Below are 21,024 nucleotides of genomic sequence, written 5' to 3' on the forward strand. Positions count from 1 at the left end.
GTTTGCGTAGACACCACGCCCATACTGAATATGAGGGCACAAAACGTCGTAGTACTGATTAACAGTGCTATAACCACTTAAAAATGGGCTTGTCTTAAAAACAAGCCCATTATTTTTACACGGCATCTCCATTTTATGTTATAATATCATCATGCATAATACTGATAAAACAGGATACGAAAAGCGCCCTCGCGCAGGGTTGATTCCTTATATGGTGTCAAGTGATGGAACAATCGAGTACCTCATGATGGTAAGCTCGGACCCAAAGTTTGGTGGTCCCCGCCCCATGATTTCTAAGGGGAAGATTGAACCAAATGAGGGCACTCTCGATGCAGCCATCCGCGAGGCGGAGGAAGAGCTCGGGCTGAAACGCAGGAATATTCGCAAGGGCACCGTGAAAGATCTTGCGGATGAGTATGTTACGCTCTATTCTGGAGCGTATCATTTGACTCTCTTTTCATGCGAGATCATTGATCGTTATGATTTTGACAAATGGTGTGATGAAACAGAATATGTAACATGGATGACTTTGGAAGATTTTAGGGATTCGGGACGGCGCGACCACTTGAAGTACGTGGAATTGCTCGAGAATCAGCTCAAATAATAGTGCAATGAAGTAACACACATAGTAATAGTGAAAGCCGCCTTTTAGAGGCGGCTTTCACTATTATAAATACGAGAGGTAGTTTTGACTTAGGGAAAGAATCATGGGCAGCAGCAGAATACTTACACTAGACGCGCAGGGACAGCCACATAGATGGATATCCTACGAAGATGCAATCACCTATCACGCTAAAAACTTAGTTGCATGGCAGCTTGGTGAAGGGCAAGGCGACATAATCTTTCGTGGTGGTGAAAATCGAATCACTGGCTTGGTCTCAACAATTCAGACGGCGCCGATCATCGCTGTCAAGGGCCATTCTGCTGCTGCGAAACGCATGCACAAGGCACCATCACTGACAAATCGTGAATTGTTCCGTCGTGACCGTCACATGTGTGCGTACTGCGGCAAGACCTTTTCCGATATCAAACTTACACGTGATCACGTGATTCCAACATCGAAAGGCGGGCCTGACAAATGGACAAACGTTGTTACAGCATGCGAGAGCTGTAATCACAAGAAGGATGACCAGCTTTTAGAAGAATGTGGCATGAAGTTGTTATATGTGCCATACACTCCTAACCGCGCCGAAGCATTGATTTTAGAAAATAGAAAAGTGCTCGACTGTCAAATGGAATACTTGAAATCCTTTCTACCTGAGCATTCTAGAGTGTGGGAAGAATTAAAAGCCTAAAGTTATGGAAGAGGGTGATTACAAATCGCCCTCTTCACATGGAGAAAATATGTCATTAGATCTTGGTGAAAAATTATCAAAAGCTGCAAACAGAGGTAGAGCAATTTGGGCTGTTACTATGATTATAGCAGCCGTTGGCTTCCTAGCTTTTCTACCACTCCACTATATTTTTCTTATAATTCCATTGGGAATATTTTTGTATTATCTGATCTTTCTTGCTATTGGAATTGTGGTGTCTAGAAAAATTACAGACACCGATTTTAAAAAACTTGAAGAAGAACAACGTATTAAAACCATCTGTGACAAGTTGGCATCAGAGAAATATACTCCTGAAGAAGCATTGAAATTGATGCAAGAGGCTGGAATTGTTGATGTTGTAGTCGTTGATCAAACTTCTGAACCAATCGGACAATATCAAGGTAAAGATATTTTTGAATGGGTAATTATGAAATCACCTAAGTTTGACCAACCAGCAAAATTTCTATATCATGGTCCAGCAGAGGTGTCTGATGGTACGCCCATTATACCAGCTATTTCAGGACTGCTCTTCGCTTGTATTGATGGTATATTGTACTACTGCGAGGTTATTGAACCTGATCAAACAAATGTACAACAGCCTACTCCAAGTGTATAATACATATATAGATTGATGCTGCAGCTAAAACTGCAGTAAAACCAGACAGTTCACCGTCTGTTGATCTAAAGCGACCGAAAGGTCACGGTTATCAACCTTCGCTATCCGTAACCATCTTCTTTGTCGCAGTCCATTTAGGTCTTATTCAACCACTGAGAAACCGCCGTATATCGATTATCCGCCAATCTAACTGAAAACCTATGAGTCTCTGTTCTTTTAACGCGAGTTAGAAAGACAAGCCAGAAGTAACAGACGTTTGTCGCATGCGATATGTGATTGTGCCAACTACGAGGCCAAAAAATGTAGCGTTGTAAGTTCCGTAAAACTTGCTATTGCTAGGTCGAAATCTAGATAGTGATCACCGCTAAAAGCGTGATGTAGGTAGCTTCTTATTGCTGCACTCGAAAGAGACATGAATCACGTGAAAGCGTGTGAAGTTGCTGAAATTCTCGATTGCATTTTTGTTTCTCAGTGAGTTGTTTAATTTGCTGCGCTCATCGCAGCCGTTTATTTGAAAGGAATACCATGGCAACTTCGAACTACACCAACCAAGCAAACGCAGCTTCGTCCAAGACGAAGGCAAAAGCATCCATCTCGACCCCACAGACCAAAGTAATTCCAGGCCGCGAAGCCGACATGGCGCGTAACAACGCCGGTGGCTTCACCTTCACGCTGGATCACTGGGGCGTGCTCGACCGCTTCCTCATGATCGGCTCGGAATCAGCCGGTTACTACGTCGGCGCCGAGGCAACGACCAAGCAGTCGTTCGAAACCACGAAGAAGTGCCTGAAGGAAGACGGCGTGCGCGTTGTCAACCGCCTGGTCGAGTACTCCCTGGCCGGCCGTGCTCCAAAAAATGACCCAGCGATCGTGGTCCTGGCCCTCGCTGCCGTGTTCGGTGACCCTGTTACCGTGACCGCTGCGTACGAGGCCCTACCTAAGGTGTGCCGTATCGGTACCCACCTCTTCCTGTTCGTGTCGCTATTGGACGCGATGGGCAAGTGGAACGCGGCCGCAAAGCGTGGTGTTTCCAAGTGGTACACCGAGAAGACCCTCGACAAGCTGGCTGTCCAGCTGTTGAAGTACCAGCAGCGTAATGGCTGGTCGCACCGCGACGTGCTGCGTCTCGCACACGTGAAGCCAACCTCGCCAGAACAGGAAACCCTGCTCGGCTACGCCGTAAAAGGCGCCGTTGAAGAAGGCAAGCAAGTTCCACAGCTGTTGGTGGACTTCGAAATGCTGAAGCGTACGACCGACAAGCGTGACGTGATCCGCTTGATCGAAGGTTCTGACCTCGTGACCTGGGAAATGGTTCCGACCAACTTCCTGAACGACAAGGACGTGCTATTCGCTCTGTTGAAGAACATGGGCATGACAGCGCTGATCCGCAAGTTGGGTTCCCTGACGTCGCATGGCGTGATCGGTCCACTGTCGGAAGGTTCGAAGCTTGCAGTTGCGAAGCTGACCGATGTCGAAGCGATTCGTCGTGGCCGCGTGCACCCAGTAACGATCCTGCAAGCGATGAAGCAGTACTCGATGGGCCGTGGCCTGAAGGGTTCGATGTCGTGGAACCCAGACCAGAAGATCATCACCGCCCTTGACGACGCGTTCTACGCATCGTTCGGCGCCGTGGATAAGACGGACGAGAATTACATGATCGGCGTGGACATCTCAGGCTCGATGCAAAGCGCGATGGTGAATGGCTCGCCAAACCTGACCGCTGCTGAAGTTGCAGCTGTGATGGCAATGGCGATTGCTCGCAATCAGCCGAACCACTACATCGTTGGCTTCAACCACACGCTGGTTGAATTGAACGTGTCGCCGTCCATGCGTCTCGACGCTGCGATCAAGGCACTACAGGCGAAGCGCTGGGACGGCGGTGGTACGGATTGCGCAAAGACGTTCGAGCACGCAGCAAAGCTCGACCTGGACGTGGACAAGTTCACGATCATCACCGACAATGAAACCTATGCTGGTGGCCAGGCCCCAGTGCAGGCGCTGAACAAGTACCGTCAGAAGAAGGGCAAGATGGCAAGGTCAATCGTGATCGGAACCTCTGTTTCCAATTTCACGATTGCTGACCCGAAAGACGGTGGTATGCTGGATGTGGCCGGCTTCGACAGCGCCGCACCGCAGATTATTGCGAACTTCTAAGAAGTAACAAGGGGTCCTAATGGACCCCTTTAATTTTACGAGAGAACATATATGACGCATTTTCTTCATCAACCAGCTGGTATCTTTCTTCGTTCCGAAACCGAGCTGCTCAGTGTAGGAAAAGAACTGCCTATCGGCACCTACATGGTGTCGCAGACTCCGCAAGGGGAGTTCTACCTGACGAAGGTAGAGAACTTCACCCGCCCTAAGAAGACGTACGGCAGCGTTCAGAAGAAGGCTAATCGAATCATGGCCGCGTTCGGCTCCCGTCCGAACAGCACGGGCGTCCTCCTGTCAGGCGAACAAGGTTCCGGCAAAACGATGCTCGCCCGTGAGCTGTCCTTAATGGGCGCTGATCAGGGCATGTCGACCATCATCGTGAACTCACCGTTCTGCGGCGCCAATTTCAATCATTTCATCCAGATGATCGATGTTCCTGCGGTCGTGATCTTTGATGAATTCGAGAAGCTGTATGACAACGACGACCAGGAGAAGATGCTGACCTTACTTGATGGTCTGTTCCCTTCGAAGAAGCTGTTCGTCCTCACTGCGAACAACCTGTGGCGTATTGACACGCACATGATCAACCGGCCTGGTCGAATCTTCTATCACCTGAAGTACGAGGGCCTGGAAGCCGAGTTCATTCGCGAGTACTGCGAGGATGTGCTGATCAACCAGAACAACCTCAAGGGCGTCGAGCACATCTCAATTCACTTCCACACCTTCAACTTCGACATGCTGAAGGCGCTGGTTGAGGAGATGAACCGCTTCGACATGACGGCAATGGAAGCCGTCGAGATGCTGAACGTGACCCCGATCGACAACAAGGATCACGATCATGACATCCAACTGCTGATCGACGGCGTCGTGATCGAGAACCTGTACCCGAGCGAGTTCACTGGCAACCCTCTGTCCGAGGACGTCAGCTTTGCTTGGCGCCCAGCTGAAAATGGCGACGTCGCAAAGCTGAAGATTGACGGCGCAAAACGTAAGACTGATGACCGAGCTTACTTCAGCTTCGGCCCGAACGACCTGATGAACATCAGCAAGGGCACGTACACCTACACCAAGGGCAATACCGTCGTGAAGCTGATCAGGCACGTTGATAAGAAGTTCAACTACCTCGCGGTTTAAACAAGCCTTAGCGAAGAATAAAGGGGACTTCGGTCCCCTTTTTGTGTGGGTTTAGGAGAAGGATGTGATTGTGATTTTAGATACTACAGCTGGCACCTGTATTCTTGGCAGCAATTTTGATAAGCTGATCACAATGTATAGGGACAGCGAGCATGAGGACTACCCTCATTGTACAGTGGGGAAGCTGTGGCACCATGCCGACTGGTTGCTGTTGAACGTAGACGATGAAATTACCAGGTATTATGCGTCTATCATCAAGCAACGGTTTAGCATCGACCTCCATTGGAAGAGCAAGTGGGGTGCTCATGTTTCGGTTATCCGAGGTGAAGCCTTGCCGAATCCTGAGAAATGGGGACGTGATGAGGGGCGTGAAATCAAAATCTACTACACGCACCAAGTTTACACCAACGCAGATCACTGGTGGGTGAACGTCATCTCAGAAGAACTGGCTGACATTCGTACCTCGTATGGACTTCCACCAGAGAAGAAATTCTTTCACCTTACAGTAGGGCGGACATTATGATCGATGATCCAATTGTCATTCGTAAGTCGCGCGGCGCACTCATCGTCAGCTCATCGAAGGAGACTGACCCGATTCAGATCATTCGACAGGTGTCGCACAATGAGCTTGAAGTTCACCTGAAGAACGGTCACAAGTACATCGAGGATATCGGTGACGCTGATATTCAGCAGATCATTTTAGAAATGATGGGTTACGCGCCCCACGAGCTCGTAATGGAGTTTTATTGTTGGCCGTCAGCCGAAGGAGGAACACTGAAGCCATTATCAGGTGATGCGCTGAATAAAGCTGGTGAAGAGGCGTGCGCACGGGTCTTCTCAGCTACGCCGTACATGAACACAAAGTTTCTGGACCTAGCTATTGGCATTGAAGAACATAAGAAACACAGCTACACAAGCTACGATGTGTGTTTAACTTTTCGATTCTACGCTAGAGTTGACATGGCGTTAGAAATTGCAAATAAATTTGACGAGTGTGCCTTCGATTGTATCGTTAAGACGGTATTTGAGAACGGAAGTCACTCAACGGTGTCAGCTAACGAGATTTATATCAGAAGCATAAAGGCTCTTGAATGAAAATCAAAAAGTGCACGGTAAAGCGGGGCTTAAAGCTGCGATGAGCGGTGAGCTTTCTGTAGAGCAACTAGAGACGGAGGAATTAGTTCTTTTAGAACATATTTTGTTCCAAGCCACAGAGGCACAGTACATTGATCAAATGGCGCCTGCAAATGACCTAATTCATTAACACTTTTTCCCAGGATGTGTTATAATGGTTATACGAACAGTGAAAGGCTATAAAATGGATGATAAAATTGCAAAAGCTCTGAAAAGTCTTCCTCCTTTCAATCAGCGTCAGGACGGAACGATGGATCAGTTTCGTGATCTCGAGCGCATCGCGGTAAAGTTTGGCATGTATGATGCTGCTGACCACATCCGCCTGATGCTTCAGCGCTACGATGCGCAAATTGCAAAAATCAACGAGGAGAACAAGAAATGAAACCACTCAGCTACGGTATGGAATATCCCTGCCAACTCGCAGAAGGCCCGCACCCACAGTTCGAGGCATTCAAGCTCCAACTCGGCAGAGGCGATGACGGCTGGTTCCCGGTCGCGCGCTACGAGTTGTACGGTGTCACTGTGATGGTCTATGACAAGGTTGCAGCTGGACATATCAGTAACCTGATCGCGTCCAGCGCGCCCGACTTGGAGGTTTACCTTGAAATTATCCTCTTCACCGCGCTGAAGCAGAACCCGAGTTATCTCGAGTATGCATTGAAAGACGCGTACAACCGCGGTGTAATCGATGGTCGTCATAAGGGAGCATAAATGCAAAAAGGTTTCACACTCATCGAGCTGATGGTTGTCATCGTGATCATTGGCATCATCGGTTCCGTTATCTTGGGCATTGTCCGCAAGGATCACGCCGCGCCAAGTGCCCCAACGATTCGTGCTGCTGACGAGAACATCGAACTCATTACCCCTACGCCGGCACCAGCCACACCCGCGAAAGAAGAAAAATGACGAATCAAGTAGTTGCAATTGTGGGGCTCGGTTATGTCGGGCTCCCACTTGTCATTGAGTTCGGCAAACACATGAGGACCATCGGCTTCGATATCGATGAAGCCAAGGTTGAGTGCTGTTCCAGTGGCGTTGATCCAGCCCATGAACTCTCGGATGAGCAGATGGCTGCGGCGGCGCACGCTGAGTACACATCTGAAGCGGGCCGTCTATTTGACGCCGATGTGATCATCATTGCAGTGCCTACACCTGTGGACATAGCGCATACACCAGACTTTACGCCGCTGATCAAGGCAAGCCAAACAGTTGGCGGGAACCTGAAGCATGGCGCGATTGTCATCTATGAATCGACTGTCTATCCAGGTGCCACTGAAGAGGTGTGTATCCCGGTTCTTGAGCAGCACTCAGGCTGGACGTGGAAAGAAGACTTCAACGTCGGTTACTCACCTGAGCGGATCAATCCAGGTGATCGCAAGCACATGCTCACCAACGTCATCAAAGTGGTTGCTGGTGACACACCGGAGACCCTCAATAAGGTGGCAAAGCTGTATGAGCTGATCGTTGAGCCAGGTGTGCACCGTGTGTCGAGCATCAAGGTCGCTGAAGCGTGTAAGGTCATCGAGAACACACAGCGTGACCTCAACATTGCGTTGATGAATGAACTGGCAATTATCTTCGGCAAGCTAGGTATCAACACGACCGAAGTGCTCGAGGCCGCAGGTACAAAGTGGAACTTCCTACCATTCCGTCCGGGTCTTGTAGGTGGGCACTGCATTGGCGTCGACCCTTACTACCTGACGCACAAGGCTGAAACCGTCGGCTACCACCCTCAAGTGATCCTCGCTGGTCGTCGCATCAACGACGGTATGGGCAAGTACATCGCGGAGCAGACGATCAAGCACATGGTCCGTAATGGTACCCAGCTGAAAGGCGCGAAGATCAACGTGTTTGGCCTAACCTTCAAGGAGGACTGCGCCGACATCCGTAACACCAAAGTCGTGGACGTCATTCACGAACTGAAGACGTATGGTGTCGAGGTCTTCGTGCATGATCCGCATGCTGACAAGGACGAGGTCAAACATGAATATGGAATCGATCTGTATGACTGGGACGACCTGCCAATTGCTGACGGTGCTATTGCAGCTGTCGCGCACAAGGTGTACCGTGATGCTCCAACCGCGAAGTTCGCGGACAAGCTGCAACCTGGTGGTTCCTTTATCGATGTCAAGTCGGCGTTTGACCACGGCATCCTCAAGGAATTTTCAATCAACGTTTGGACTTTGTAAATGAGAAGAAAATGAGCAAGCAGAGCTTTGATAAGGACGACCTCGGGAACCGGTGGGGACATCCCCTTCTGATGTATCGGAAGTACAAGCGACCAAGGAAGTCATAGAGGAACCGAAAGTTTCTGAGGTGGAAAAGAAAACAAAAGTTCCACCTCCCTTCTTCGATTTTCTCAATGGCCGAACCGGTTGATTGTTACACTTTAAATGGGTATTCAGGTTGAATTTAAGGTATAATAAATCATGGACGATAAACTCTCAAAGTTTGAAAAGCTAACCATTGCAGCCCGTTATTGGTTGCTCGGCATGGCTGAACACGATCCCGAGTACTTCAAGGTGCTCGAGGCGTTGGAGTACGGGCTGGAGCACCACGACGGGAAGCGGAATGGGGGTGAACCCGAGTTCATCCACCAGCTGAGCATCTTCATGCGACTGCGTACCCATCACAAGAGCCTGAAGAACCCGGGGGTGGTCTACATCCTCGCCTTCCTTCACGACGCTGTCGAGGACCCGAACAAGCAGACAGGCAAGATGGTCTCGCTCGAGGAAGTCGAGCAGAAATGGGGCAAGATCGTCGCGGGCAAGCTTCGCAAGCTGTCCAAGGAAATCTTGGGTCAGAAGAACCCTGACTACAGCCTTGATGAAATCTTCGACGACGAGGACTGCGCTGCTGTCAAGAGCGAGGACCGCTGCGACAACGTCTCCACGATGTTTGGCGTGTTTAATCCAGCTCGTCTCGAACGTTACGTGAAGGAGACCGAGGAGGAGTTCCTGCATCGCATCAAGCAGGCTCGCCGTCGGTTCCCACACCAGGAAGCGATCTTCGAGAACGCAAAGCTCGAGATCATCAATCAACTGAAGCTGATCAAGCACATGATGGACAAAGATGAGCCAGAACCTGTCGCTACTTGACGAATGTTCTCAGAACATTAGACGCCTCGTCGCCAACATCTATGACTGCGACGATTGCCAAGATTGTTCTGATGAGGAAATTCAAGCATACCGTGCTGAACTTTTACAATGGCTCCTACGGCGTGATTCGTTGATTAAGTAACTTTACAAATTGTTTGACCTGTGTAACTATGATAGTTTGTTGTACAAATAGGTCAAAATGTAGTACAATGAATTCATGAACAAATGCAACCTCAGATGATCGAGGTCAATACAAAAGTTTTAAATAGTTTGAAAGACAACATGACTATTTTCCGATCCAGAGGATTCGACACACTAATTGGCAAAGGCACCAGCATCCGTGGTGACATAGCTATCTCGGCAAACTCCACCACTGTTATCGACGGTGATGCAGCTCTGTCGTACATCACCGGAGTTGTCCCTCCGGAAAAGGTGGCAACCAAGACCACCTTGATGGTGAACGGAACCGTCGTCAGGTTCGAAAAACCGTTGGAAATCAACGTGCACAACGTGATCATCACGGGTCAAGTTACTTGCGACACGATCACCGTCGAAGGCACGCTTGCCATTAAAACTGGCGCCGTTCTAAAAGCAAAGAAAATTCTCTACCGGGAATTGATTATCGAAACTGGTGCGGTAGTGCATGGACAGATGTTCCATCTCGACCATACCTCGGAAGGTGAACAAACTTAACGTTGCACCACACCAACACACAAAGGTGATCACATGAGTAATCTTTCCTCCCTCACTTCCTCGTTCTCGGCGAAGTTCGCTACGCCCGAAGTAATGAGCCTCGATGCCTACCTCGATCTGTGCAAAACGGACCGCATGGCATACGCATCAGCAGCAGAGCGCATGGTCGCTGCCATCGGCCAACCGAAAGTGGTCGACACGAGCGAGGACCCCCGTCTCAGCCGTATCCACAGCAACAAGAAGATCCGTGTCTACGACGCCTTCCAGGACTTCTATGGTGCTGAAGACGCTGTCGAGCGTCTGGTGGCCTACTTCCGCCACGCTGCCGCCGGCCTGGAAGAATCGAAGCAAATCCTATACCTGAAAGGCCCGGTCGGTGGTGGCAAGTCCTCCATCGTCGAGCGCCTGAAGTCGTTGATGGAAAAGTTCCCGATCTACGCCCTGTACGACGCGAACGAAAAAGATTCAGAACTCCGCACCTCGCCAGTGTTCGAGTCGCCGCTGGGCCTGTTCGACAAGAACGATCAAGCGCATGCAGCGCTGGTCAATGAGCTCGGCATCCCGGCGAATTACATCGGTAACACCGTCCTGTCCGGCTGGGCCCTCCAGAAGCTGCAGGAATTCGAAGGCGACATCACCAAGTTCTCGGTGGTCAAGCTGTACCCGAACAAGGACCGTCAAGTGGGCGTGATGAAGGTCGAACCGGGCGACGAAAACAACCAGGACGTTTCGGTGCTGATCGGCAAGACCGACCTGCGCAAGCTGGAAAAGTTCCCGCAGAACCACCCGTACGCCTACTCGTATAGCGGCGGCCTGAACCGCACGAACCAGGGCATGATGGACTTCGCCGAGATGTTCAAGGCAAACATCAAGACCCTGAACCCGCTCCTGATGGCGACCCAGGAACACAACTACAACGGCACGGAAGCAATTCCGGCGATGCCCTACACCGGCATTATCGTTGCTCACTCGAACGAAAGCGAGTGGTTCGCCTTCAAAAACAACAAGACGAACGAAGCGTTCCTCGACCGCGTCTTCATCGTCGACGTGCCTTACTGCTTGCGTGTCGATGAAGAGATGAAAATCTACGAGAAGATGCTGAAGGGTTCGAACCTCCGCTCGGCTCCGATCGCTCCGGGCACCCTGAAGATGCTCGCCCAGTGGATGATTCTCACCCGCCTGAAGGAGCCGGAAAACTCGACCCTGTACGCAAAGCTTCGCGTCTACAACGGCGAGAACGTCAAGGACACCATGCCAAATGCCAAGCCGTACGAAGAATACCGCGACAACGCCGGCGTCGATGAAGGCATGAACGGCATGTCGACTCGCTTTGGTTTCAAAATCCTGTCTTCGGTCTTCGACCTCCGTCCGGAAGAAACCCAAGCCAATCCGATCGACCTGATGTTCGTCATCGAAGAAGCGATCCGCAAGGAAGCACTCGTCGAAGAAAAGCACCAAAAGTACCTGGACTTCATCAAGTCGTTCCTGCAGCCGAAGTACTTCGAGTTCCTCGAAAAAGAACTGCGCACAGCCTACCTCGAATCGTACAGCTCGTTCGGCCAGAACATGTTCGAACGTTACGTACTCTTCGCCGAGGCATGGATCAATGACGAACAGTGTCGTGATCCGGAAACCCACACGCTGCTGAATCGCGAAACGCTGAACGGCAAGCTCGAAGAAATCGAGAAAGCTGCCGCGATCACCAACGCGAAGGATTTCCGTAACGAGATTGTCCACTACGTGCTGCGTTACAAAGCAAAGCACGAAGGGAACTCGCCGCGCTGGGATCAGTACGAAAAGATCAAGACCGTCATCGAGAAGCGTATGTTCTCGGCGACTGAACAGATTCTTCCGGTGATCGCCTTCGGTCCAAAGCAGGACAAGGAAACCGAAGAGAAGCACCAGGGCTTCGTGAAGCGCATGGTCGACAAGGGCTACACGACCCATCAAATCAAAATTCTCGTTAGCTGGTTTACGGCGAATCGCAAAGCCTCGTAATGGCAATGGTCCACTGCATCACTATGATCGTAGTGGACCATGATGGACTGAGTGAGGAGGAGCTAGTCGATGAGATCAAGTTTAGCCTCACTCCTTCCGTTACAGGCGCTAAGCACGAGAGCCAAGAAATTGAATGGGAAAACGATGACAACCCTTTCAATTATCGTACAGAAATTCCGGCAGCCGCTGCAGAGCTGTTTGGTAAGGAGTAAACATGAGTGATGAAAGCCCAAAAGCCCCGGTTTCGACGAACTTCATCTTCGTGGATCGTCGTAATACCGGACGTGGCAAATCATCGAGCAATCGTCAGAAGCTTCTGAAGCGAATCAAAGATTCGATCAGAAATGCCAAGCCTGAGGATATCGATGCAGGCGGTGTTCATAAAGGTGGTTCGGCGCACGGCGCGAACTCCTACACTAACCCAGTGAAGGTCGCACGACATGCCCTGAATGAACCTACCCTCAGCTATGACCACAACTCTGGTGAACGAGAAATCGTCCTGATTGGCAACGACACTTGGCTGAAGGGCGATGAGTTCCCTCTAGCCAAGAGCGGCAAGGGTCGGGGTGGCCGAGGTAGCGGGAATGGCCCAGGCGAAAGCGGTGAGGACGACTTCATCATCAACATTAGTCGTTCTGAGTTCTATGACGTCTTCTTTGAGGACTGCGAGCTGCCTGACTTGAAGGAAAACCACGAGAAGGACTTGCCTGAGCACGTCATGCAGCGGGCGGGCTTCCAGAAAATTGGCAACCCTGGCCAGCTGTCGGTGATCCGTTCGTTTAAACACTCATTGGCGCGCCGCTTGGCGCTGACCCATGATTCCCGAGAAGAGCTGGAGGACCTTGAAGCTGAGCTCGTCGTGCTAATGTCCGACAATGCCGAACATGAAAGCACCGATGCCTGGGCAATTCACGTGCAGAAAGTCACGACGCGAATCGCTGAGTTGAAGCAGAAGATCGGCGCCGTTGGTCTGTACGAAGACGTTGACCTTCGCTACAGGAAGTCGGAACGGGTGCAGGTGAAAGCATCAGATGCGGTTCTTGCAATGATCATGGACATCTCAGGGTCCATGGATGAAGAAAAGAAGCGGATGGCGCGCAAGTTCTTCACACTGCAGTATGCGTTCATTGCCAAGAAGTACCCGCAGACAGACCTTATCTTCATCGCCCATACTGATGAAGCCGAGGAAATGACCGAAGAGGACTTCTTCACCACTCGAAAGAGTGGTGGAACGGTTGTGTCGCCGGCATGGGCGCTGCTGCACAAGATCATCAAGGAGCGTTACGACGCCGACCAGACGAACATTTACGTCTCGTACGCGGGCGATGGCGATAACTGGGACAGTGACAACAAGGAAGTCATCGCGGAAATTGAAGAGTCCGGCTTCCTCAGTAAGGTTCGTCACGTCGTGTATGTTCAAGTCGGCGAGTCGTTTGCTTCAGGTTATGGCAGCGGGCCCAGCCTATGGAACGTGATGAAGTCAATCTCGAGCAACAGCAACAGCAAGTTAATGGTGATCAAGATCGGCGAGGAATCGCAGGTGTTTGATGCCTTCAAGGTTATCTACAAGAAGAGGGGAACCAAGAAATGACCGAGCCACTCTACATCACAAGTCATACGGACTGGACTCCTGCGCTGATTGAACAGGTTTGGAAAGAAATCGAGCTCATCGCCGCCGAGGAGATGGACCTTAAACCCGGCGTTGACATCTACCCGAACTCGATTGAGATTATCTCAGCTGAGCAGATGCTGGATGCCTACTCATCTATCGGACTACCAATCCACTACAATCACTGGTCGTTTGGTAAGGACTTCCTCAAGTCCCACCGTGCATACCAGTCCGGCCGTCAAGGTCTCGCCTATGAGATCGTCATCAATACGAACCCTTGCATCAGCTACCTGATGGAAGACAACAACATGGTCATGCAGACCATGGTGATGGCGCACGCCGCAATTGGGCACAATGCGGTGTTCAAGAACAATGAGTCGTTCAAGCAGTGGACGAACGCCGGCTCCATCGTCGACTACATGATCTTCGCTCGTGACTACATCCGCCAATGCGAGGAACGTTATGGCGAGGAAGAGGTTGAACTCGTTCTCGATGCAGCTCACTCGCTGGCGCCACATGGGGTCGACAAGTTCAAGCGCAAGCACCACCCACGCATGAGCGAAGAAGCCCGCCTACAGAAGCTGCTGGCTGATGAAGACCAAAAACAGCGTGAGCTGGACATCATCATGAAGAAGACGTCGTTCAAAGACGTCGATCTCAGCGAACATGACGAAGGCGATTCGCCAGAGGAAGAGGAAAACCTCCTCTACTTCATCATGAAACACTCGCCAAACCTGCCACAGTGGAAGCGTGAAATCCTCCGTATCGTGTACAAGGTCAATCAGTACTTCTACCCCCAGGGTCAAACCAAGAACCTGAACGAAGGATTCGCTTCCTTCTGCCACTACTACATCATGACGCGTTTGGAAGAGAAAGGGTTCCTGTCACCTGACGCATTTATGGCCTTCCTTGAAAGTCATAGTGCAGTCATCTACCAACCAGTCTACACCGACCGGTGGTATAGCGGCCCGAACCCGTACGCCCTCGGCTTTGCAATCCTGATGGATTTGAAGCGCATGTGCGAGAACCCAACCGATGAGGATCGTGAGTGGTTCCCACACCTGATGGGCCGGCGCTGGCAGGAAGTCATCAAAGAAGCTGCATTCGAGCACCGTGATGACAGCTTCGTGGCTCAGTACATGTCGCCAAAAGTGATTCGTGATCTGAAGCTCTTCACGATCGGCTTCAAACACGGCGATGGCGATGAAGATGATGACACCATCCTCGCCCGTGTTACTGAGATTCATGATGAAGTGGGTTACAAGAACATTCGTAACTCGATGGCACGCAGCTTGGAACGAATCAACTACGTTCCACAGATTGTAGTCAAGGAAGCTGACCTCGAAGGTGATCGCACACTTCGCCTGGAGTATGTTCCCTACATGGGTCGGGCCATTGACCTTGCAGATGCCGACCTCGTTACAGACTACATCGACAGCCTGTGGGGATATGCTGTTGAAATCGACTGCTAAAACGAACGTTAATTTTTAGCACAAATAAAAAGGGACCGTAAGGTCCCTTTTAACATCCGCGCTATTTGCTAACTAATGCTGTATCCGCGTGACGTTACTGCGATGCGTCAGCTTGAATTTCGGTGACATCACTCAAAGAACGTCCTGTTGAGTCTGTTACAGTACAACGAACGGATGCGTAAAATGATGTCAATGCGGTCTTCACATATGAAACTCTTGCGACGCCAACAGCGGACGTCGAGACTGACCAAATGAATCCACCTGGATTAGAAACAAACGACCATGAGTAGGTAAACGGTGCCACCCCGCCGGTTACCGTGCAAGATGGACGGCAGGAAACCTGACCACCAGCGTTATCTGAATTATACATCACATAGTCTGGAGAGCAGCTTACGCTGAATGCTGGTGGAGCATAACCGCATGATGGGCTATTTGCCTGTGCAAGCTGTAGAGTAAACCCACCCTGTCCATTAGCAATCTTATTGTACAGGTCAACACCTTGGCATACAGTGCCGAGGTTAGTTCCAGCTGCTGGCGGCGCCACATAGCCACATGAAGTGCTGTTATTCTGAATGAGCTGAAGAGTGTAGCCACCACTGCCGTTAGCAAGTTTTCTATACAAGTCATATCCTTGGCATACCGTACCAAGATCTGTCCCAGCAGGTGGATATGACGGAGCTACATAACCGCATGAAGGACTGTTGTATTGCGCAATTTGCAAGGTATAGCTACCATAACCATCAGCAATTTTGTTGTACAGGTCAACACCTTGGCATACGGTGCCGAGGTTAGTTCCAGCTGAAGGGTATGATGGGGCAACATAACCACACGCAGCGCTATTTGTCGCTACAAGTTGCAACGTAAAGCCGCCAACTCCGTCGGCAATTTTATTATACAAGTTGTAACCTTGACAGGTGGTACCAAGATTCGTGCCGGCGGCTGGTGTGGTGTTGACGGTTAATGAAATGCTTGCAGCGGTGTTTGGATTTCCCACAGTGTCCGTGAATGTGCCTGCATTTACTTTCACAGTAGCCGTAACAACGGTATTTGCCACCGGAGTAAATGTTGCAGTAAAAGTAAGACCACTTCCTGCGAAACCGCTCAACGAGCCACCTGTCACCGTCACAGCTGCAGCTGTAAAATTAGGTGAAGCTTCAGAAAGAGTGAATGTAATGACAGCAGTTTGACCAGCTGTCAAACTTGTCCTACTGCTTGTAATGTTCACAGTTGGGGGGACCGTGTCAGACGATTTTCCATAAAGATCACTCATGCTAATCTGACCATTTGGTTTTTTAGCAAGGGTTCTCACTGCAGTTTGATTCAAGCTGATTGTAGTCGTTGTGGCCTGTGACAACTCAGTATTAACTTGAGATAAACTGATGGTGCCCGATGTTTGAAGAGCCATTATTTACCTACCTTTTCCATCAAATATTTAATTATTGTATCCTGTTTCTTTACAATTTCACGAAGTTCAACTAACTCCTTAGCTAGTTGAACTGTCGCGACCATCGACGCTGCGCCATAGTTAAGGGAGAGGTAACCATCAGAATGCTCTGTAACAGCTGCAGGAAGAATTTGTTGAACAGATTGTGCGCTTACACCAATTTGTGTTAAACCTGTGTCAATGCGATCATAGGTGCCAGATTTCACATGGGCCCACTTATCAATAAAATCAACATTAACGTCTCGCCAATTCTCTTTTAAGCGTTCGTCAGAATATGCTGAAACATCACCGCCAGCGAGGACGTAACCACCCACAATCAAGTTTGCGCCGTTGTAGGTACGAACATTACCAGCTTCTGTTGCATAGATGCCAACATTATAAGTTTCATTATACCACCCAGCATTCTGTGAGCTTCTAAACCACCCATCACTACCGTTAACATGTGCAGGCCCTGTCAGCACCGGTGCTGACCCAGAAATGTTGATATTCCATGTACCAGTAGCTCCTGACCCGTTTGTTGAAACTGCGCCATTCACATCACTGACAGATAAGGTGACATTGCCTACTCTACCTGCAACGGAAGACACCTCTGTTGGGCCGCCTTCAATTCGATCCCAAGTTACACCATCAAAAATGATCAAGTCGCCAACCTGCCAATAGGCTTGCCCGTTTATTGATGTTGCTCCGGCCACGCTTACTTTGTAGAACTGGCCTTTTGTTCCCGTCGAGGACACTAACGGAGGGTTATTGCTTGCCGCATCCCAAGTTCCTTGAAATTGAAGAGCCCCAACAAGGCTAGGTGGGATTTGTGAAGTTGATAACTTACCAGTTGAATCTAGGGTTGCAAAACCATTAGGCGTTCCAGCACCTGAGGTGCTAGTTGCATCTGTAATTCCGTACCCTGCAAGAGTTGTAGGTTTCCCAGTGATCGATGTCCATGCTGGCGTGATTGTGGTGCTGCTTGCTGATGTAAGCCGCCCTTTTTGATCAACAGTGATTATTGGAGCTGAAGTTGAAGACCCATATGTCCCTGCTGATACTCCAGTGCTTTGAAGAATTAATGGAATAGTAGCATTTGACGCACCATTAAAAGTCGCGCTTCCTGATCCATCACCGCTAATAGCTAAAGTGCGAGGGGCTGATAATTGAACTGCTGACCCTGCAGCGATTGATGTTTGCGTAACATTTTTCCACCCGGTGTCTGTCCATGAAAGCACATCTCCGATAGCTTTTCCAGTAATTCCTGTAGACAAGTTATCAATAGTTGGAAGCGGGTGCACGTGATCCGCTTTTGCAGCGGTGGTCGCAGTGCCGGGAGCGGCACTGGTGGCAAGTGGCGCGCCTGGCATATTACCTAAACTAACTGCATCTGTAATACCATAACCGCTAATTGAGGTCGGTTTATTTTGTATGTTGGCCCAAAGAGGTTGAATTGCATTTTGAGCCGCCGCCACGATACGACCTGTTGTGTCAATGGTGAACGTTGGTGATGTGTTTGCTGAACCATACGACCCTGGCGCAACGCCACTACTAGCTAAAGCAATTAATGGATTACCATTAATTCCATTTCCATTTGTTATGGTGATTCCATTGCCATTGGCCAAAATGCGTGCAGACACCCCTCCATCTGCGGTCTTTACTACAAAACCATTCTCAGATAAGTTAGCAAATGCATTTAACCCGCTACTAAGTGATTTAACGTCGACCCATTCAGTGCCATTATAGAAATTTAGCGACAGAGTATCGGTTCTAAAAAATAGCTCGCCACTACTAGGTAGTGAAGGGAAAGTTGTGCCACTAGCGAGAGTAGGATTTCCAATTGAGCTTCCTTCTACAATCTGTGGGTTATCAATAAGCATGGTGATTCCATTATAAGTGCGAATGATCTATTTATGACCACATCGCATGTACAGCACATGTTCACTAAATAAGAGTGTACACACCAGGTTGGTGTGATATAATAGATTTATACCAACCAATCAGAGTTAAAAATGACCCAAGCTGAAATGATCGCCAAGTTCCTCGCAAAATTCAACCTGACCGAAGACGAAGCAACTCTTCTTGTAGAAACTGTGAAAGACGGCGGTGGCATCGACGATCTTGATGAAAGTTTCTACGACAATCTCTTCAGCTTCTACTGCAACAACGGTGAGATGCCTTACGGCATCGCCAAAGCCCGCACCGGCGATCCCTACGTTTGGATCGACAACGCGCTTCGCGATGAACTCGGTTTGGGAGTTTAACATGCTGGTCAACATCAAATGCACGCTGAGCGCGGCACGTCATCCGGGTGTGGTGTATGCCTCGGTAGAGTGCGCCGGCGAACTGCTGATTAATGCGACGCTGGACTACTGCCTCAGCGCCTGTGAGGCGCGTGGTTACACCATCGAGAACGGCCAGGAAGTTCTGCTGTGGCTGCATAAGAACACTGACTTCGTGGGGCATTCACAATGAGCCGCCTCGAAGAGCTGGAGAATTTTGCCCAAGCATTCCTGGAAACTGTTGCTGCACAAGACATCGTCAACAACACCTACGAAGGTTTTCACCTTCAGCGACTGACGTCCATGGCCGCATCCGCCATGTTGGGTTACGACGTCGGCGACGTAACTGATATTGATCAGCTCGTCCTCACTGTTGACGCCATCAAGGAACACTTAGGGGAACAATGAAATTAGTAGAACTTCTTTGCGAGGCTCGGAAATCGAGTGGTAAGTCTACGAAGGACCTAGGCACGACTCGCGCCACCTCGAATGACATCAAATCGGCGCTCGCCTTTGTGTCAAAACACGCAGGCATTCCACTGGATGACCTCAAGGCAAACCTCTTGGGGTCAACCCCGCACACCCTGTTAGGTACCAAACAGGACAGCGGGGACATTGACATTGCCGTTGATGCTTCAAAGTACAACGAGAAGTCCATCGTTAAGAAGATGCTCGATGCCACTGGACAGGATGAAATCCACCGTGCTGGCAAAGGCGTGTTTTCTTTTGCCGTTCCCGTGGAGGGTGGGAACAAGGTTCAAGTGGATTTGATGCTGGTACCATCGACTGAATGGGCACGCTGGGCTTTCCACTCTGCTCCAGGATCGAAGTACAAAGGAGCAGTGCGTTCCCTTCTGCTCGTCAACATGATGAAGCAGGTGTGGGAAAAGGATCGTGACCTTGAGGTAGACGGAGAGGATGGCGAGCCGGTCATTCGCGTTCGTCGGTCATTTAAAGCCGATGAGGGACTTGAACGGCTGTTTAAGGTACGGAAGATGCGGAAGGACGGCAAGGGCCGGACGAAGAACCTGGGCAAGGCGACCCCTGACGAGGTTCAAGCGGAGCTCGATCGAATGGGCCTCGACCACAAGTTTGATCGAAGGCCGGACCCAATCCGCGATCCTGACAAAGCTGCTGAGCTGATGTTTGGCAAAGGTGTCAAGGGCAAGGACATCCTCTCAGTCGAACAAATCATTCAGTTGATCAAGAAGCGCAAGGACGCTGCAACGATTTTCAAGAACACGATGGACGACCTGAAGGAACAGGGACATGAAGTCCCTCCAGAACTCGAACAATATAGAGGATCAAAATGAAAGTGAACGAACTTCTGACGGAAGAAAAAGAACCAGAGCAGAAAGTCCCAACAGGATTTGCTCCGACAGATAAGAAAAATGAATACGCTGCTGGACGAAAAGGCGACAGACTCGCGGGAGTGCAGAGCTTCTTCATCAAGCTGGGTTGGAAGAGGACCGACGCCTTGGCACCAGGTGAAACCAGGAAAAACTGGGGAGCTGCCGTGGTGAAGATGAAAGCACCGACGCCAGGCACGAGGATAGAAATTGTGTATGACCAGCACCACAACAGAACGTACATTCGATTCTTTACACGAGCAACCAAGAAGGCTACATGAAAACAGAAGATCGGCTGATGAAGACCATCATCAGCAATCTCAATGAAATTATCAACAAAGCACCGAACACGTATGCAGCTTATGTTGCAGATTTGACTTTACGAACTATCGCAAAAGGGACACCAAGCCATGACAGCCAAAAAAGAAGTGAAACCACCGAAGCAGCTCCGCCTGACGTTCAGGGACCAGACCGAGAATGAGTACGACGAGAACTGGAACATCGTCGGCAAGCTTGTTCTTCCTCGGCTAGGCTTCGCCCAGGAATACAATCCAAACGTCAAGACTTTTGAGAAGCGGAAGCACACTCAAGACTACTGGGCGTATGGCGGCGGTGGTTGTGTCACTTCACGCTATTCACGTGGCTACTTTGAGGTGGATGGGAAGATGTGGGAGCGTCGCGGCTACCGGGAACTGAAGCCTGGAGTTCGTAAAGGATCTCGCTGTAACAGTGAGAACTCTGAGCTCATC

The 21,024-nt window shown here is 50.0% G+C and carries 27 protein-coding genes; 25 read left to right on the plus strand and 2 right to left on the minus strand.

Going from position 1 to position 21,024, the window contains the following annotated elements:
• Positions 1 to 151: 151 nt before the first annotated feature.
• From ACKI4H_RS10975 to ACKI4H_RS11060, 18 genes are all read left to right on the plus strand, one after another.
• Positions 152 to 604: an NUDIX hydrolase gene (locus ACKI4H_RS10975; protein WP_407305659.1), complete on the plus strand. Its 453-nt coding sequence runs from the start codon at positions 152 to 154 to the stop codon at positions 602 to 604.
• 268 nt (positions 605 to 872) lie between these two features.
• Positions 873 to 1,295, plus strand: coding sequence for an HNH endonuclease (locus tag ACKI4H_RS10980; RefSeq protein ID WP_407305661.1), 423 nt, complete (start codon positions 873 to 875; stop codon positions 1,293 to 1,295).
• A 49-nt stretch (positions 1,296 to 1,344) separates the two neighbouring features.
• The gene (locus ACKI4H_RS10985) at positions 1,345 to 1,929 is read left to right on the plus strand and encodes a hypothetical protein (protein WP_407305663.1); all 585 of its coding nucleotides are present in this window, start codon (positions 1,345 to 1,347) and stop codon (positions 1,927 to 1,929) included.
• A 525-nt stretch (positions 1,930 to 2,454) separates the two neighbouring features.
• Positions 2,455 to 4,083 carry a TROVE domain-containing protein gene (locus ACKI4H_RS10990; RefSeq protein WP_407305665.1) on the plus strand — a complete coding sequence of 543 codons (1,629 nt, stop codon included), beginning with the start codon at positions 2,455 to 2,457 and terminating at the stop codon, positions 4,081 to 4,083.
• Between the two features lie 51 nt (positions 4,084 to 4,134).
• Positions 4,135 to 5,217, plus strand: a complete 1,083-nt coding sequence (locus ACKI4H_RS10995; RefSeq protein ID WP_407305667.1) for an AAA family ATPase — start codon at positions 4,135 to 4,137, stop codon at positions 5,215 to 5,217.
• A gap of 70 nt (positions 5,218 to 5,287) precedes the next feature.
• Positions 5,288 to 5,740, plus strand: a complete 453-nt coding sequence (locus ACKI4H_RS11000; protein WP_407305669.1) for a hypothetical protein — start codon at positions 5,288 to 5,290, stop codon at positions 5,738 to 5,740.
• Entirely contained in the window at positions 5,737 to 6,312 is a 576-nt protein-coding gene (locus ACKI4H_RS11005) for a hypothetical protein (protein WP_407305671.1), read from the plus strand. The genes ACKI4H_RS11000 and ACKI4H_RS11005 overlap by 4 nt, the downstream gene beginning before the upstream one ends.
• A complete protein-coding gene (locus ACKI4H_RS11010; protein ID WP_407305672.1) occupies positions 6,305 to 6,481 on the plus strand; it encodes a hypothetical protein in 177 nt (58 codons plus the stop codon). Before ACKI4H_RS11005 ends, ACKI4H_RS11010 begins: the two co-directional genes overlap by 8 nt.
• 24 nt (positions 6,482 to 6,505) lie before the next feature.
• Entirely contained in the window at positions 6,506 to 6,733 is a 228-nt protein-coding gene (locus tag ACKI4H_RS11015) for a hypothetical protein (RefSeq protein ID WP_407305674.1), read from the plus strand.
• Positions 6,730 to 7,062: a hypothetical protein gene (locus ACKI4H_RS11020; RefSeq protein WP_407305676.1), complete on the plus strand. Its 333-nt coding sequence runs from the start codon at positions 6,730 to 6,732 to the stop codon at positions 7,060 to 7,062. The genes ACKI4H_RS11015 and ACKI4H_RS11020 overlap by 4 nt, the downstream gene beginning before the upstream one ends.
• The gene (locus ACKI4H_RS11025; RefSeq protein ID WP_407305678.1) at positions 7,063 to 7,257 is read left to right on the plus strand and encodes a prepilin-type N-terminal cleavage/methylation domain-containing protein; all 195 of its coding nucleotides are present in this window, start codon (positions 7,063 to 7,065) and stop codon (positions 7,255 to 7,257) included. It begins immediately after the preceding gene.
• Entirely contained in the window at positions 7,254 to 8,540 is a 1,287-nt protein-coding gene (locus tag ACKI4H_RS11030) for a nucleotide sugar dehydrogenase (protein ID WP_407305680.1), read from the plus strand. Before ACKI4H_RS11025 ends, ACKI4H_RS11030 begins: the two co-directional genes overlap by 4 nt.
• A gap of 240 nt (positions 8,541 to 8,780) precedes the next feature.
• Positions 8,781 to 9,449, plus strand: coding sequence for a hypothetical protein (locus tag ACKI4H_RS11035; RefSeq protein WP_407305682.1), 669 nt, complete (start codon positions 8,781 to 8,783; stop codon positions 9,447 to 9,449).
• A gap of 237 nt (positions 9,450 to 9,686) precedes the next feature.
• Positions 9,687 to 10,142: a hypothetical protein gene (locus ACKI4H_RS11040; RefSeq protein WP_407305684.1), complete on the plus strand. Its 456-nt coding sequence runs from the start codon at positions 9,687 to 9,689 to the stop codon at positions 10,140 to 10,142.
• Between the two features lie 33 nt (positions 10,143 to 10,175).
• Complete coding sequence (locus ACKI4H_RS11045) at positions 10,176 to 12,140, plus strand: PrkA family serine protein kinase (protein ID WP_407305686.1); 1,965 nt, start codon at positions 10,176 to 10,178, stop codon at positions 12,138 to 12,140.
• Between the two features lie 23 nt (positions 12,141 to 12,163).
• Positions 12,164 to 12,352 carry a hypothetical protein gene (locus ACKI4H_RS11050; protein WP_407305688.1) on the plus strand — a complete coding sequence of 63 codons (189 nt, stop codon included), beginning with the start codon at positions 12,164 to 12,166 and terminating at the stop codon, positions 12,350 to 12,352.
• A 2-nt stretch (positions 12,353 to 12,354) separates the two neighbouring features.
• The gene (locus ACKI4H_RS11055) at positions 12,355 to 13,731 is read left to right on the plus strand and encodes a DUF444 family protein (protein WP_407305690.1); all 1,377 of its coding nucleotides are present in this window, start codon (positions 12,355 to 12,357) and stop codon (positions 13,729 to 13,731) included.
• Complete coding sequence (locus tag ACKI4H_RS11060) at positions 13,728 to 15,221, plus strand: SpoVR family protein (protein ID WP_407305692.1); 1,494 nt, start codon at positions 13,728 to 13,730, stop codon at positions 15,219 to 15,221. Before ACKI4H_RS11055 ends, ACKI4H_RS11060 begins: the two co-directional genes overlap by 4 nt.
• Before the next feature lie 94 nt (positions 15,222 to 15,315).
• On the opposite strand, the gene ACKI4H_RS11065 is transcribed toward ACKI4H_RS11060, so the two are convergent.
• Positions 15,316 to 16,626, minus strand: coding sequence for an Ig-like domain-containing protein (locus ACKI4H_RS11065; RefSeq protein WP_407305694.1), 1,311 nt, complete (start codon positions 16,624 to 16,626; stop codon positions 15,316 to 15,318).
• A complete protein-coding gene (locus ACKI4H_RS11070) occupies positions 16,626 to 18,524 on the minus strand; it encodes a tail fiber domain-containing protein (RefSeq protein ID WP_407305696.1) in 1,899 nt (632 codons plus the stop codon). The genes ACKI4H_RS11065 and ACKI4H_RS11070 overlap by 1 nt, the downstream gene beginning before the upstream one ends.
• A 132-nt stretch (positions 18,525 to 18,656) precedes the next feature.
• On the opposite strand from ACKI4H_RS11070, the gene ACKI4H_RS11075 reads away from it, so the two are divergent.
• The 7 genes from ACKI4H_RS11075 to ACKI4H_RS11105 form a co-directional block, all read left to right on the plus strand.
• The gene (locus tag ACKI4H_RS11075; RefSeq protein WP_407305698.1) at positions 18,657 to 18,908 is read left to right on the plus strand and encodes a hypothetical protein; all 252 of its coding nucleotides are present in this window, start codon (positions 18,657 to 18,659) and stop codon (positions 18,906 to 18,908) included.
• A 1-nt stretch (position 18,909) separates the two neighbouring features.
• Positions 18,910 to 19,119: a hypothetical protein gene (locus ACKI4H_RS11080; RefSeq protein WP_407305700.1), complete on the plus strand. Its 210-nt coding sequence runs from the start codon at positions 18,910 to 18,912 to the stop codon at positions 19,117 to 19,119.
• Positions 19,116 to 19,334: a hypothetical protein gene (locus tag ACKI4H_RS11085; RefSeq protein WP_407305702.1), complete on the plus strand. Its 219-nt coding sequence runs from the start codon at positions 19,116 to 19,118 to the stop codon at positions 19,332 to 19,334. The genes ACKI4H_RS11080 and ACKI4H_RS11085 overlap by 4 nt, the downstream gene beginning before the upstream one ends.
• Positions 19,331 to 20,239: a hypothetical protein gene (locus tag ACKI4H_RS11090; protein ID WP_407305703.1), complete on the plus strand. Its 909-nt coding sequence runs from the start codon at positions 19,331 to 19,333 to the stop codon at positions 20,237 to 20,239. The genes ACKI4H_RS11085 and ACKI4H_RS11090 overlap by 4 nt, the downstream gene beginning before the upstream one ends.
• Positions 20,236 to 20,556, plus strand: a complete 321-nt coding sequence (locus tag ACKI4H_RS11095; RefSeq protein ID WP_407305705.1) for a hypothetical protein — start codon at positions 20,236 to 20,238, stop codon at positions 20,554 to 20,556. The genes ACKI4H_RS11090 and ACKI4H_RS11095 overlap by 4 nt, the downstream gene beginning before the upstream one ends.
• Positions 20,553 to 20,756, plus strand: a complete 204-nt coding sequence (locus ACKI4H_RS11100; RefSeq protein ID WP_407305707.1) for a hypothetical protein — start codon at positions 20,553 to 20,555, stop codon at positions 20,754 to 20,756. Before ACKI4H_RS11095 ends, ACKI4H_RS11100 begins: the two co-directional genes overlap by 4 nt.
• Positions 20,686 to 21,024: hypothetical protein (locus ACKI4H_RS11105; RefSeq protein WP_407305709.1), on the plus strand; the 339-nt coding region annotated here is incomplete at its 3' end. The genes ACKI4H_RS11100 and ACKI4H_RS11105, both read left to right, overlap by 71 nt.

The sequence above is a fragment of the Acinetobacter sp. genome, assembly GCF_045628685.1.
Classification (GTDB): domain Bacteria; phylum Pseudomonadota; class Gammaproteobacteria; order Pseudomonadales; family Moraxellaceae; genus Acinetobacter.

Excerpts from the sequence above, each read along its gene's own strand:
- ACKI4H_RS11040 (WP_407305684.1), top strand. The coding sequence starts at position 9,687 with ATGATCGAGGTCAATACAAAAGTTTTAAATAGTTTGAAAGACAACATG.
- ACKI4H_RS11030 (WP_407305680.1), top strand. The coding sequence starts at position 7,254 with ATGACGAATCAAGTAGTTGCAATTGTGGGGCTCGGTTATGTCGGGCTC.
- ACKI4H_RS11055 (WP_407305690.1), top strand. The coding sequence starts at position 12,355 with ATGAGTGATGAAAGCCCAAAAGCCCCGGTTTCGACGAACTTCATCTTC.
- ACKI4H_RS11025 (WP_407305678.1), top strand. The coding sequence starts at position 7,063 with ATGCAAAAAGGTTTCACACTCATCGAGCTGATGGTTGTCATCGTGATC.
- ACKI4H_RS11070 (WP_407305696.1), bottom strand. The coding sequence starts at position 18,524 with ATGCTTATTGATAACCCACAGATTGTAGAAGGAAGCTCAATTGGAAAT.
- ACKI4H_RS11020 (WP_407305676.1), top strand. The coding sequence starts at position 6,730 with ATGAAACCACTCAGCTACGGTATGGAATATCCCTGCCAACTCGCAGAA.
- ACKI4H_RS11090 (WP_407305703.1), top strand. The coding sequence starts at position 19,331 with ATGAAATTAGTAGAACTTCTTTGCGAGGCTCGGAAATCGAGTGGTAAG.
- ACKI4H_RS11035 (WP_407305682.1), top strand. The coding sequence starts at position 8,781 with ATGGACGATAAACTCTCAAAGTTTGAAAAGCTAACCATTGCAGCCCGT.
- ACKI4H_RS11015 (WP_407305674.1), top strand. The coding sequence starts at position 6,506 with ATGGTTATACGAACAGTGAAAGGCTATAAAATGGATGATAAAATTGCA.
- ACKI4H_RS11050 (WP_407305688.1), top strand. The coding sequence starts at position 12,164 with ATGATCGTAGTGGACCATGATGGACTGAGTGAGGAGGAGCTAGTCGAT.
- ACKI4H_RS10975 (WP_407305659.1), top strand. The coding sequence starts at position 152 with ATGCATAATACTGATAAAACAGGATACGAAAAGCGCCCTCGCGCAGGG.
- ACKI4H_RS11060 (WP_407305692.1), top strand. The coding sequence starts at position 13,728 with ATGACCGAGCCACTCTACATCACAAGTCATACGGACTGGACTCCTGCG.
- ACKI4H_RS11100 (WP_407305707.1), top strand. The coding sequence starts at position 20,553 with ATGAAAACAGAAGATCGGCTGATGAAGACCATCATCAGCAATCTCAAT.
- ACKI4H_RS11085 (WP_407305702.1), top strand. The coding sequence starts at position 19,116 with ATGAGCCGCCTCGAAGAGCTGGAGAATTTTGCCCAAGCATTCCTGGAA.
- ACKI4H_RS10990 (WP_407305665.1), top strand. The coding sequence starts at position 2,455 with ATGGCAACTTCGAACTACACCAACCAAGCAAACGCAGCTTCGTCCAAG.
- ACKI4H_RS11095 (WP_407305705.1), top strand. The coding sequence starts at position 20,236 with ATGAAAGTGAACGAACTTCTGACGGAAGAAAAAGAACCAGAGCAGAAA.
- ACKI4H_RS11080 (WP_407305700.1), top strand. The coding sequence starts at position 18,910 with ATGCTGGTCAACATCAAATGCACGCTGAGCGCGGCACGTCATCCGGGT.
- ACKI4H_RS11065 (WP_407305694.1), bottom strand. The coding sequence starts at position 16,626 with ATGGCTCTTCAAACATCGGGCACCATCAGTTTATCTCAAGTTAATACT.
- ACKI4H_RS10985 (WP_407305663.1), top strand. The coding sequence starts at position 1,345 with ATGTCATTAGATCTTGGTGAAAAATTATCAAAAGCTGCAAACAGAGGT.
- ACKI4H_RS10995 (WP_407305667.1), top strand. The coding sequence starts at position 4,135 with ATGACGCATTTTCTTCATCAACCAGCTGGTATCTTTCTTCGTTCCGAA.
- ACKI4H_RS11005 (WP_407305671.1), top strand. The coding sequence starts at position 5,737 with ATGATCGATGATCCAATTGTCATTCGTAAGTCGCGCGGCGCACTCATC.
- ACKI4H_RS11045 (WP_407305686.1), top strand. The coding sequence starts at position 10,176 with ATGAGTAATCTTTCCTCCCTCACTTCCTCGTTCTCGGCGAAGTTCGCT.
- ACKI4H_RS11075 (WP_407305698.1), top strand. The coding sequence starts at position 18,657 with ATGACCCAAGCTGAAATGATCGCCAAGTTCCTCGCAAAATTCAACCTG.